This window comes from Amycolatopsis mongoliensis, assembly GCF_030285665.1.
Lineage (GTDB): Bacteria > Actinomycetota > Actinomycetes > Mycobacteriales > Pseudonocardiaceae > Amycolatopsis > Amycolatopsis mongoliensis.
This window is the reverse complement of the sequence record NZ_CP127295.1, coordinates 3,937,346-3,949,048: the sequence shown is the minus strand read 5'-3', so window position 1 is coordinate 3,949,048 and position 11,703 is coordinate 3,937,346. Positions and strand designations below refer to the sequence as shown.

Here is an 11,703-nt window from a genome sequence, read left to right as displayed (position 1 = left end):
CCCGGTAGTACTGAATGCGTAGCCGAGCGATTACTTCGGGCCGCGAGTCCAGTTCACGGCGGACCCGAAAGGGCCCACCATCGGAGGACCCGGCGTGACGCCCGAGATGCCCGAACCGATCGCCAGGGTGTCAGCCAGCTGGAACAGCGGGAGCACCACGTTCTGGCGCCAAAGTTCAGGCTCCAGGGTGGTCAGGGCCTCGGCGATCGGCGTCGCCCCGGACAGCGCCGCGTCGATCGACGACTGCAGCGACGGATCGCAGAAGCCCGCCGAATTGCCCGGAACGACGGGTTTCGTCGTGTCCGTCCCCGACGCCGTCTGCTCCGGGCGGCAGCCGAAGGTCGACGCGAGCACCGACGCCGTGTCGCCGCCGACCGCCTGGGGCACGACCGCGATGTCGACCCCGACGCTGCCCGCCGAGTCCCCGGTCGGCTGCTGGACCCCGCCGGCCACCGGCATCGCGAGCAGGCCGCTGAACAGGTCGCGCGGCTGCGGCGTGATCGCGTTGACCTCGACGCCCTGCGCGACGAGCTGGCTGGTGAGCTCCTTGGCGATCGTCGCGTACGGCTCCTGGGTGCCGGGCGAGGCGATGACCAGCGAAAGCGCCTTGCCGTTCTTGCGCCAGGTGCCCGCGGTCTTGGCGTAGCCGGCCGCCTTCAGCGACTCCTCGGCCTTGGCGACGTCGGGCGCTGTCGGCGGGCCGGGCGGGATGGTCGCGGTGTACCCGGTCACCGACGGCGCCTTGACCTGCGCGTCGGCGTGCAGCTGCGACGACGGGCCGCCGTTGACGCCTTCGGTGATCAGCTTGGACCGGTCGATCAGCGCGGCCACCCCGGCGCGGACCTGCGTGTCGTGGAGCGTCGCGCTGACCGGCCGCAGCAGCACATCGGCCACCAGGGGCCGGGCCACGGTGTGCAGCTGCACGGCCGGGCCGAGCTCGCCGAGCAGCTTGAGCTCGTCGCCGGTGGTCCTGGCCAGGGCGAACTGGTCGTTGCCGCTGCGCAGCGCCGCCAGCAGGGTGTTCTGGTCCGAGCGGCGCAGCACGATCCGGTCGATCGCCGCGGGCTTCTCCCAGTAGCGCTCGTTGCGCTCGAGGATCACCTCGCCGCGGGCGGTGTCCAGGCTCTTGATCGAGAACGGGCCGGCGATGGCCGGGAAGTTCGAGGCCAGGGCCCCGCGCCAGCCGTCGGGTGCGTCCTTGAGCAGGTGGGCGGGCAGCAGGTCCGAGAACAGCGTCTGCCAGCCGGGGTACGGCTTGGCGAAGGTGACCTCGACGCGCTTGCCGCCTTCGCGGGACTGCAGGTCGGTGATCTGCCGGTAGCCGGCGGGCCCGATGACGCCCGGCTGGTCGCGCATCTGGGTGCGCAGGTAGTCGAAGTCCTCGGCGGCGATGGGCGCGCCGTCGGACCAGGACGCGTCCGGCCGGATCTCGTAGGCGACCACGAACGGCTGCTGGGAGACCACCTGCGCGGACTTCATCAGGTTCTCGTCGAGCTGGGTGCTGCCGTCGTCCTTCTGGCGGAACACCGAGGGCAGCAGCAGCTGCGACAGCGCGGAGGTCACCTGCGAGGAGTCGGCCAGGTTGTGCGGGTTGTACCCGCCGAGCACGTCGTCGACCCCGACGACGATCTGCGACGGCGTCTTCCCGGTGGTCGACGCCGGCGGGACCGACGAGGACACCACCGGCGGTGGCGGGGTGTTCGAGCAGGCGGTGACCAGCACGGTCGCGAGCGCCAGCACCGGCACCGCCTTGCGATTCACCCGCACGCCCCGTTCCTCCCAGATTCTCCCCGATCGGGTCAGCCATGCTCCCACGACCGCGTCCGCGGCCGGAACCGGGATTCCCGTACCCGGATCGGCCGGGCCCGGCGCCCCGAGGTGGGCGCTGTCGAAAAGACGCGCGGAGGACCGTCCGGGTTCCCGGACCGTTCCGGAACGGCGGAACGAACACGCCCGGGACACGGGACGGGGTCGACCCGGTGGTGAACACCAGGCGTCGATTCCGCGAAAGCCCCTATAAAGATATAAGGAGAAGAACACCGGAATTCGTGACTTCGTGTCGGTCTATTATCCACCCAGGGTGACCGGCCGGCAATGCAAAAACCTCCCGGCGGGATACACCGGGAGGTTTTTACGCGATATTCGACTGATTCAGCTGTTGTCGCGGCTCTTCGCGCGCGAACGCTCCTTCGCGCGGGTGTTGACGTCCAGCGTGACCTTGCGGACCCGGACGACCTCGGGCGCGACCTCGACGCACTCGTCGACCGAGCAGAACTCCAGCGCCTCTTCCAGGCCCATCTTGCGCGGGCGGGCCAGCGTCTCCATCACGTCGGCGGAGGACTGACGCATGTTGGTCAGCTTCTTCTCCTTGGTGATGTTGATGTCGAGGTCCTCGAAGCGCGGGTTCTCGCCCACGACCATGCCCTCGTACACCTCGGCGCCCGGCTCGACGAAGAAGGTGCCGCGGTCGGCCAGCTGGATCATCGCGTACGCGGTGACCGGGCCGGTGCGGTCGGCGACCAAGGAGCCGCTGTGCCGGGTGCGGATCTCACCCGCCCAGGGGAAGTAGCCCTCGAACACGTGGTTCGCGATGCCGGTGCCGCGGGTCTCGGTGAGGAAGTCCGTGCGGAAGCTGATCAGGCCGCGCGACGGGAGCACGTACTCCAGCTTGATCCGGCCGGTGCCGTTGCCGCTCATGTCCTCCATGCGGCCCTTGCGGGCGGCCAGGAGCTGGGTGATCGCGCCGAGGTGCTCCTCCGGCGAGTCGATGTAGAGGCGCTCGAACGGCTCGTGCAGCTTGCCGTCGATCGTGCGCAGCACCACCTGCGGCTTGCCGACGGTCAGCTCGAAGCCCTCGCGCCGCATCTGCTCGACGAGGATCGCCAGCGCCAGCTCGCCACGACCCTGGACCTCCCAGGTGTCGGGGCGCTCGGTCGGCAGCACGCGGATCGAGACGTTGCCGATCAGCTCCTGGTCGAGGCGGGCCTTGACCAGCCGCGCGGTGACCTTGTCGCCGCCGTTGCGCCCGGCCAGCGGCGAGGTGTTGACGCCGATGGTCATCGAGATCGCGGGCTCGTCGACGGTGATCCGGGGCAGCGCCACCGGGTTCTCGGAGTCGGCGAGGGTGTCGCCGATCGTGATGTCCGGGATGCCCGCGATGGCGACGAGCTCGCCGGCGCTGGCCTCGGTCGCCGGGACGCGGGTCAGCGCCTCGGTGACCAGCAGCTCGGAGATGCGGACGTTCTGCACCGTGCCGTCTTCGCGCATCCAGGCCACGGTCTGGCCCTTGCGCAGCCGGCCGGCGTGGATGCGGATCAGCGCGATGCGGCCGAGGAAGTTCGACGCGTCGAGGTTGGTGACCAGCGCCTGCAGCGGGGCGTCGAGGTCGGCGGCGGGCGGCGGCACGTGCCGGAGCAGGGTGTCGAACAGCGGGTCGAGGTTCTCGCTCTCGGGGATCTCCCCATCGGCGGGCTGCTCCAGGCTCGCCTTGCCGGCACGCGCGGAGGCGTAGACGACCGGCAGGTCGAGGATCGCGTCGTGGTCGGCGTCCTCGATGTCGCTGGCCAGCTCGAGCAGCAGGTCGTGGGTCTCCTCGACGACCTCGGCGATCCGGGCGTCGGGGCGGTCGGTCTTGTTGACCAGCAGGATCACCGGCAGGCCGGCTTCGAGGGTCTTGCGCAGCACGAAGCGGGTCTGCGGGAGCGGGCCCTCGCTGGCGTCGACCAGCAGGACGACGCCGTCGACCATGGCCAGGCCGCGCTCGACCTCGCCGCCGAAGTCGGCGTGGCCGGGGGTGTCGATGACGTTGATCGTCACGGACCCCTCGGGCGTCTGGCGGTGGATCGAGGTGTTCTTCGCCAGGATCGTGATGCCCTTTTCGCGCTCGAGCTCGCCCGAGTCCATCACCCGGTCCACGAGCTCGGCCCGCTCGGCGAAGGCGCCGGACTGGCGCAGCATCGCGTCGACGAGGGTCGTCTTGCCGTGGTCGACGTGGGCGACGATCGCGACGTTGCGCAGGTCGGGCCGGGTCTTACCGGTCGGCCGGCCGGTTTCGACGGTAGCGCTGGCTGCGGGCACGCGAAGACTCCTGAACTTCAAAGGGTGGGTGGCCGCGTAAGCCCGTCAGGCATCCTGTGACCGGCTCTGGTCACACGCGGACCTCACCCAGGATACCTGCCACCCCATTGTGAGCGGCCCCACGCCCCCATGACGGTTAGGCTGACCTAACGTGGAAACCCGGTGAAGGTCGCCGATCCGAGGAGCGTGCGCGTGGGCAAGAAGCCGGCCGACCCGAGGAAGGTCGTGCGCAAGCTGATGAAGGCCGGCAAGGTCAAGAAGAAGTGCTGCCGGTCGAAACCACGCTGCAAGAAGTGCCCGGTGCTGGCCCTCAAGAAGGCGAAGCTGGACCTCGCCGCCTAGCTCTCAGCGCGCCACCGCCTCGTTGAGCTCCCGCAGCTCCGGCGCGGTCTTCGTCGGCGAGAACTCGATCACCTCGTACTGCGCGAGGTGCTTCACCGAGAACGGGTCCGACGCCAGGATGGCGTCCAGCTTCCCGCGGTTCATCGGCCGCGTGATGATGACCCCGCCGACCCGCGGTTTCCGCCGCCCGGACGCCAGGAAGTAACCGTGCTCGTACTGCTTGGTCAGCCATTCGACGTGGTCGGGGAGGGCGTAGTCGATCTCCTCGATGGGGGCCGTGTAGTTCAGCAGGACGACATACATGGTTATGAAGGTAACTCCGCCGGGCGGCCACCACACCCCTCGCACGGCGCGTCGATGCGAAGAGGTGACGGATCGGGCGAAACCCCCGCTCCGGCCGCGTGCGGTCCGCTATAGTCGCCGTATGCACGCGCAGACAGCACAGTGGTGGCCGCCCTCCGGCGGCCCTTCGAACCTGCGCTGAAACCAGCGGCCGCCCCGGACGGGCGGCCTTTTTCGTGCCTTCTCCGGGGTGGTCCCCCTCGGAAGGAAGACACATGAGCAAGCTGTCCGGGATCACGCCGTCGGGTCACGTCCACCTCGGCAACTACCTCGGTGCCGTGCGCCGCTGGGCTCGTGAAGGTGGCGCGGAGGACCTCTACTTCGTCGCCGACCTGCACGGCATGACGACCCCGCACAACCCGGCGAAACTCCGATCCTTGGCGAGCGAGCAGCTCGCCGTGCTGATCGCCGCCGGGATCGATCCCGAGCGGGTGTTCGTCCAGTCCGACCTGGCCCGCGAGCTGGGCGCGCTGACCTGGGTCCTGGAGTGCACCTGCAACTACGGCGAGGCGGCGCGGATGATCCAGTTCAAGGAGAAGTCCAAGGGCCAGGCCGGGGTGCGGCTGTCGCTGCTGACCTACCCGGCGCTGATGGCCGCGGACATCCTGCTGCAGGGCGCGGACGAGGTGCCGGTCGGCGAGGACCAGCGCCAGCACGTCGAGCTGACGCGCACGCTGGCCAAGCGGTTCAACGGCACCTACGGCGACGTGTTCACCATCCCGCGGGCGGTGCTCCCGCCGGCGGGAGCACGCGTCAAGGACCTCGCCGACCCGACGCGCAAGATGTCGAAGTCGGCGCGCGACGCGGTGGGCGTGGTGTTCGCGCTCGACGAGCCCGACCAGATCCGCCGCAAGATCCGCCGCGCGGTCACCGACGGCGGGACGGTGCCGGTGCACGCCCCGGACACCCGCCCGGGGATGGCGAACCTGCTGGAGATCCTGGCCGCCTGCCGGGGTGGCGCGCCGGCCGACCTGGCGGAGGAGTTCTCCTCGTACGGAGCGGTGAAGGACGCCGTCGCCGACGCCGTGATCGAGGAGCTGCGCCCGCTGCGCGAACGCGCGTCGACGCTGCTCGACGACGTCGCGGAGCTCAACCGGGTCCGCAAGGCGGGTGCGGAACGCGCGCGGGAGCGCGGCTCGCACCGGCTCGACGCGGCGTTGCGGATGATCGGCGCCTGTTGAAGAGCCGTGAATGTCGCATTGAGGGACTTGAAGTCCCTCAATGCGACATTCACGGCTCTTGGTCGAGGAGGTCGCGGAAGGCGGGCAGCAGCAGGCGGTCGGCGGGCAGCCAGTCGACGTCGTCGAGGTCGTCGGGCCCGAGCCATCGGACCGCGAGGTGCTCCACCGCGCGCGGTTCTTCACCGGGCGAAACGAGCTTCGCGGCGTAGATGCGCAGGACCTTGTCGCCGGGCAGCGGGACGTCTTCCCCGACGCGCGCCCCGACCTCGATGACGACGTCGAGCTCTTCGCTGCACTCGCGGGCCAGGGCGAAGGCCTCGGACTCGCCTTCCTCGACCCGCCCTCCCGGCAGCTCCCACTGCCCCGCGTGCCCCGGCGGCCAGGCCCGCTGCTGGGCGAGCAACTTGCCGTCGCGCACGAGGGCGGCACCCACGATCACACCGTTCACAGCCCCGGAATCTACCCGGAAGCCCCTCCGGCGGCCGCACCACGCAGCTTCGGCAAGCGCCCCAATGTGGCCTTCGGTGCGCTCGACGCACCCAAGGCGGCCTTCGGTGCGTTGAACGCAACCAAGGCCACCTTGGGGCGCTTTCCCCGGCCCGGTGCAAGCCCTCAACCGGCCTCTCCCGCGGCCGCGCGCCAGACCACCACGAACCGCGCGCCGCCGTCCGGGGACTCGCCCACCTGGACCCGGCCCCCGCGGCGCCGGACCGTCTCCGCCACCATCGCCAGCCCCAGCCCCGTCCCGCCCGACGACCGCGCCCGGTCGTCCGCGATCCGGTAGAACCGGTCGAACACCTTCTCGCGGTGCTCCGGCGCGATGCCCGGGCCGTCGTCGTCGACCACCACCCGGACCGACGACCGCGACGCCAGCACCGACACCACGATCTCGCCGTGCGCGTAGCGGCACGCGTTGCGCAGCAGGTTGTCCAGCACCAGCTCCACCTCGGCGTGCGCGGCCGACGCCCAGGCCTGCGGGACCGCGTTGCTCACCCGCGTCTCCGGCGCCCCCGCCGGGAGCCTCGCCACCGCCGCGCGCACCTCGCTGACCAGCTCGACCGGCGCGGCGGGCGGCACTTCCCCCGCGTCCGACCGGGCCAGCGACAGCAGCCCGTCCAGCAGCGACGACAGCCGCTCGGCCTCCGTCAAGATGTCCGACAGCGTCTCCTGGGCCAGCTCCGGATCCGGGTTCGTCACCGCGACCTCGGCCTGCACCCGGATGGACGCGACCGGCGACCGCAGCTCGTGGGCCGCGTCGCCGGTGAAGCGCCGGAGCCGGTCGCTGGCCTGCTCCTGCCGCTCCAGCAGCGCGTTGAACTCCTCCGCCAGCGCGCGCAGCTCGTCGTGCGAGTCCGGCAGCGCGAGCCGCGCCCCCGGCGGCAGCGCGCGCACCGAGCCCCGCATGCGCGCCACCGGCCGCAGGGACAGCCGCACCACCAGCCACGTCGCCAGCCCCGCCACCAGCGCCCCGACCGACGCGACGACCACCAGCCACACGCCGCCGTAGTGCACCGCGGCGGAGAACCCGACCAGGCCGGCCCCGGCGACGACCAGCCGCTGCGACCCGTCCGGCGCGCTGACGACCGTGCCCAGGTACCGCGCGCCGTCGCGCTGGACCGGCTGCCCGGCCTTGAGCGTCGAAACGTCCGCAGGAGAGAGCCCGGCGGGCGGGCCCCCGTCCAGCGGCATGCCGGCGATGTCGAGCACGCGCAGCGTCACCGGCGCCGCGCCGGACAGCGGCCGCCCGGCGCTCACCTCGGCGCCCGCCGGGCCGAGGGCACCGGACAGCTCTCGGTCGACCGAGTCGATGAGCAGCGGCGACAGCTTCGCCGCCGCCAGCGCGGCCAGCCCGAGCAGGCAGGCCAGGGTGATCGTCACGGCCAGGACGGTGATCCGGACCTGCAGGGAGCGGCCCCGCCACCACGAGATCACGGGGTGATGACCTCGTCGAGCTGCGCGTCGGAGGCCAGGTAGCCGTGCCCGCGCACGGTCCGCAGCAACGCGCCGGCGCCGACTGCGTCGAGCTTGCGCCGCACGTACCCGACGTACACCTCGACGAGGTTGCGCGTCACGGCCTGCTCCTCGCCCCAGACCGCGCGCAGCAGCTCGTCCTTCGTGACGACCGTGCCGGCCCGGCCGACGAGCACCTCGAGCAGCGCGAACTCGCGCGGGCTCAGCGCGACCTCCTCGCCGTTCCAGTGCACCTGCCGCAGCCCGCGGTCGACCTCCAGCGCGCCGAGGCGCAGCGTCCCCCGGCCGGCCTCCGGCCCGGCGCGGCGCAGGGTCGCGCGGACCTGCGCGACCAGCACGACGAAGGAGAACGGCTTGACGAGGTAGCCGTCGGCCCCGAGGTCGAGGCCGTCGGCCTGGTCGATCTCGCCGTCCTTGGCCGAGACGAGCAGCACCGGCGTCGCGACGCCGTCCTTGCGCAGCCGCTCCAGCACGCGGTAGCCGGACAGGCCCGGCAGCATGATGTCGAGCAGCACGACGTCGAACGAGCCGGTGCTCGCCAGCTGCAGCCCGGTGGGGCCGTCCGCGGCGGTGACCACGTCCATCCCCTCCGCGCGCAGCCCGCGTTGCAGCGCCTTCCGCACGCCCGGTTCGTCGTCGACCACCAGCACCCGAGGTTTCACGAGGTTCATCATGGCCGGTTTGCGCAGGTCGCGCGTCAGCTCTCAGCGCGATCTCAGCCGGAGAGGGAGAACCTTCAGGGGTATCTCAGCCTCGAGAGGGAAGCGTCGGTGTCAGGGAGCCGGGCACACTCGAGTCCGGGAACACCACAGGGAGAGCTGCATGAAACCGAAGACGAAGGGCATCACCGCCGCGGTCGTCGGCACCGCGCTCGGTGCGGGCGGGCTCGCGTTCATCGCGATGCCGGCCAGCGCCGACGACAAGCCGGCGCTGCCGCAGGTGAGCGCCGAGGACCTGGTGCAGTCGGTGCTGAAGGCGAAGCCGGGCGCGTTCGACGGCACGGTCAAGATCAGCAACGACCTGGGGCTGCCCTCGGTGGGCAACGCGCTGCCGGGGGCGTCGGCGCTGAACATCGACTCGGCGCACATCTTCAGCGACGGCGCCGGCAAGAGCCGCCTGGCCGCCACGCAGGGCGCCAGCCAGGAGACCGTCGTCCACGACGGCACGACCGTCTGGGACTACAGCTCCAAGACGAACACCGCGACGAAGGTGACCATCCCGGCCGACGTGGCCAAGCAGAAGGGCGCGGGCAGTGAGAAGACGCCCGACCCGGTCGCCGCGAGCACCGAGCTGCTGGCGAAGGTCCGCGAGAGCAGCACGGTGTCGGTCGACGGCACCGCGACCGTCGCCGACCGCCCGGCCTACGAGCTGGTCCTGACGCCGAAGCCGAGCGAGCGGACTCTGCTGCGCGAGATCCGCGTCGCGGTCGACTCGCAGACGCGGATGCCGCTGCGGGTGTCGGTGCTCAGCAACGGCACGTCGACGCCGGCGCTCGAGGTCGCGTTCAGCGAGATCGAGTTCACCCAGCAGCCGGCCGACCTCTTCACCTTCACCCCGCCGAAGGGCGCCAAGGTGCAGGAGAAGACGCCGGCGGTCGACCAGAAGGACAAGGCGCTCGCCGAGCAGGCGAAGCAGGACACCAAGATCGTCGGCGACGGCTGGGACACCGTCGTCACCGGCAAGGTGCCGGCGGATGCGCTGAACGCGGCGCCCAAGGCCTCCGGTGACCGCAAGGCCAACGCCGACCCGAAGGCGCTGCTCGAGCGGTTCGCCAAGAAGGTCAGCGGCGCCTGGGGCAGCGGCTACCTCGTCACCACGAAGGTGGGCACCGCGGTGCTGACCGACGACGGGCGGTTCGCCGCCGGTGCGGTGCCGGAGCAGGTCCTCTACGAAGCGCTGGGCCAGAAGTGACCAGCACTGCAGTCGAGTCCGGAGCGGACGTCTCTTCGGAGGCGTCCGCTCCGGCGGTTCCCCTGGCCGCGCGCACCCGGGGGCTGCGCAAGGTCTACGGCAGCACCGTCGCGGTGGACCACGTCGACCTCGACATCCCGGAGGGCGCGGTCGTGGGGATGCTCGGGCCGAACGGCTCGGGCAAGACGACCACCATCCGGATGCTGCTCGGCCTGGTCCGGCCGACCGAGGGTGAGGTCGAGCTGCTCGGCCGCCCGATGCCGGACGCCGCCGCGCACGCGCTGCCGGACGTCGGCGCGCTGGTCGAGGGACCGGGCTTCCACCCGTTCCTGTCCGGCCGCGACAACCTGCTGCGCTTCGCCGCGGCTGAACCGCAGCTGACGTCGGCCGGGATCCCGGGAGCCGTCGACTCGGCGCTCGAGCGCGTCGGGCTGACCGTCGCCGCGCGCCGGCGGTACAAGGGTTATTCGCTCGGCATGAAGCAGCGGCTCGGGCTCGCTTCAGCGTTGCTCGTGCCGCGGAAGATGGTGGTGCTCGACGAGCCGACCAACGGCCTCGATCCTGCGGGTACCAGGGAGATCCGCAGGATCGTGGCCGAGCTGCACGCCGCCGGGGTCACCGTGCTCGTGTCGTCGCACCTGCTGGCCGAGGTGGAGGCGACGTGCACGCACGTCGCCGTGCTGCAGGCCGGGAACGTCGTCGCGCAGGGCGAGCTGGCCGAGCTGCTGGAGTCCGGGAACGCGGCCCTGCTGGTCCGCACGCCGGACGCGGAACGGGCGGTGGAGGTGCTGCGGGAGAACCGGATCGGCGCCCGGCTCACGCCGGACGGCGTCCGCGCCGACCTCACGGCGACGGAAGCGCCGCGGGTGCTGCAGGTCCTGGTGGGCGCGGGGGTCGCGGTCCACGAGGCGACGCGGGCCCGCACCGGGCTGGAAGACCTGTTCGCCCGGCTGACGGAGTCCACTGTGGAGGGATCGGGATGACCGCCGTCCTCGAAGCACCGGCGGCCCGCACGGGCCACGACACGGTGCCGCTGACCCGGCTGCTGGCCGCGGAGCTGCGCTGGATCTTCCGCCGGCCGCGCACCCTGGCCGTGCTCGGGCTCCTGGCGCTGATCCCGATCGTCATCGGCATCGGCCTGACGCTGGTGTCCGAAAGCCCGGCGGGTGGCGGCGGCCCGGACAACGGCGGCGGTGCGCTGCTGGCGTCCGCGGTGAACAACGCGTTCGTCCTGCCGATCGCGGCGGTCGTGATGTCGCTGGCGCTGCTCCTGCCGCTGGCCTCGGCCATGGCCGGCGCGGACGCGATCGCGGGCGAGACGGCACACGGCACGCTGCGCGGCTGGCTGATCGCGCCGGTCGGGCGGGGCCGCCTGCTGGCGGTCAAGGCGTTCGGCGTCGCGACGGTGTCGGTGGTCTCGGTGCTGGCGATGTGCGTGACCGGCGTGGTGACCGGGCTGATCATCAACGGCACGGACTCGCTGTTCACGCTCTCGGGCACGACGCTGTCGCTGGGCGGCGCGCTGGCCCGGATCCTGCTGATGGCGGGCTGGGTGGTGCTCCAGCTGTGGGCGGTCGGCGCGGTGGCGCTGGCGATCTCCAGCTGGACCGAGCACCCGATGCTGGTGGTGGCGTCGGTCCTGGCGGCCGACATCGTGTTCACGATCCTCGGGTTCCTGACCTCGCTGGACTGGCTGCACCCGTTCCTGCTGACGCAGAACTGGTCGGTAGCCCCGGCTGAGGTGCTGCAGGACCCGATGGGCGGCCAGATGCTGGGCGAAGGCGCCCTGCGGGCGGCGTGCTACATCGTGATCGGCCTCTCGCTGGCCTACGCCCGGCTGTCCACCCGCGACGGCTGAGACCAAGTCCGTGAATGTCGC

The 11,703-nt window shown here is 71.7% G+C and carries 11 protein-coding genes; 5 read left to right on the top strand and 6 right to left on the bottom strand.

From position 1 onward, the window contains the following. Window positions 1-30: 30 nt before the first annotated feature. Both QRX60_RS19290 and typA read right to left on the bottom strand, forming a co-directional pair. Window positions 31-1,767, bottom strand: coding sequence for an ABC transporter family substrate-binding protein (locus QRX60_RS19290; RefSeq protein WP_286002158.1), 1,737 nt, complete (start codon window positions 1,765-1,767; stop codon window positions 31-33). A gap of 384 nt (window positions 1,768-2,151) precedes the next feature. Then, window positions 2,152-4,077 carry a translational GTPase TypA gene (gene typA, locus QRX60_RS19285; RefSeq protein ID WP_286002157.1) on the bottom strand — a complete coding sequence of 642 codons (1,926 nt, stop codon included), beginning with the start codon at window positions 4,075-4,077 and terminating at the stop codon, window positions 2,152-2,154. Between the two features lie 192 nt (window positions 4,078-4,269). Here typA and QRX60_RS19280 point away from each other — a divergent pair, with 192 nt between their 5' ends. Further along, on the top strand, window positions 4,270-4,419 hold the full coding sequence (locus QRX60_RS19280; RefSeq protein ID WP_286002156.1) for a hypothetical protein: 150 nt from the start codon (window positions 4,270-4,272) through the stop codon (window positions 4,417-4,419). Between the two features lie 3 nt (window positions 4,420-4,422). Here the strand turns inward: QRX60_RS19280 and QRX60_RS19275 are convergent, their stop codons facing one another. Further along, a complete protein-coding gene (locus QRX60_RS19275; protein ID WP_286002155.1) occupies window positions 4,423-4,722 on the bottom strand; it encodes a YciI family protein in 300 nt (99 codons plus the stop codon). Window positions 4,723-4,976: 254 nt separating this feature from the next. On the opposite strand from QRX60_RS19275, the gene trpS reads away from it, so the two are divergent. Next, window positions 4,977-5,942 (top strand): tryptophan--tRNA ligase, encoded by a 966-nt coding sequence (trpS, locus tag QRX60_RS19270; protein ID WP_286002154.1) that lies wholly within the window; start codon window positions 4,977-4,979, stop codon window positions 5,940-5,942. A gap of 49 nt (window positions 5,943-5,991) precedes the next feature. On the opposite strand, the gene QRX60_RS19265 is transcribed toward trpS, so the two are convergent. The 3 genes from QRX60_RS19265 to QRX60_RS19255 all read right to left on the bottom strand — a co-directional run bounded on the left by QRX60_RS19265 (window position 5,992) and on the right by QRX60_RS19255 (window position 8,587). Continuing rightward, entirely contained in the window at window positions 5,992-6,390 is a 399-nt protein-coding gene (locus QRX60_RS19265) for a (deoxy)nucleoside triphosphate pyrophosphohydrolase (RefSeq protein ID WP_286002153.1), read from the bottom strand. Window positions 6,391-6,554: 164 nt separating this feature from the next. Then, the gene (locus tag QRX60_RS19260; RefSeq protein WP_286002152.1) at window positions 6,555-7,874 is read right to left on the bottom strand and encodes a sensor histidine kinase; all 1,320 of its coding nucleotides are present in this window, start codon (window positions 7,872-7,874) and stop codon (window positions 6,555-6,557) included. Beyond that, a complete protein-coding gene (locus tag QRX60_RS19255) occupies window positions 7,871-8,587 on the bottom strand; it encodes a response regulator transcription factor (RefSeq protein ID WP_286002151.1) in 717 nt (238 codons plus the stop codon). Before QRX60_RS19255 ends, QRX60_RS19260 begins: the two co-directional genes overlap by 4 nt. Before the next feature lie 148 nt (window positions 8,588-8,735). Here QRX60_RS19255 and QRX60_RS19250 point away from each other — a divergent pair, with 148 nt between their 5' ends. Genes QRX60_RS19250 through QRX60_RS19240 form a run of 3 tightly spaced genes read left to right on the top strand, consistent with a single transcriptional unit; the run spans window position 8,736 to window position 11,682 of the window. Then, window positions 8,736-9,824, top strand: a complete 1,089-nt coding sequence (locus tag QRX60_RS19250; protein ID WP_286002150.1) for a LolA family protein — start codon at window positions 8,736-8,738, stop codon at window positions 9,822-9,824. After that, complete coding sequence (locus QRX60_RS19245) at window positions 9,821-10,807, top strand: ABC transporter ATP-binding protein (protein ID WP_286002149.1); 987 nt, start codon at window positions 9,821-9,823, stop codon at window positions 10,805-10,807. The genes QRX60_RS19250 and QRX60_RS19245 overlap by 4 nt, the downstream gene beginning before the upstream one ends. Continuing rightward, on the top strand, window positions 10,804-11,682 hold the full coding sequence (locus QRX60_RS19240; RefSeq protein WP_286002148.1) for an ABC transporter permease: 879 nt from the start codon (window positions 10,804-10,806) through the stop codon (window positions 11,680-11,682). The genes QRX60_RS19245 and QRX60_RS19240 overlap by 4 nt, the downstream gene beginning before the upstream one ends. The last annotated feature ends 21 nt before the right edge of the window (window positions 11,683-11,703 follow it).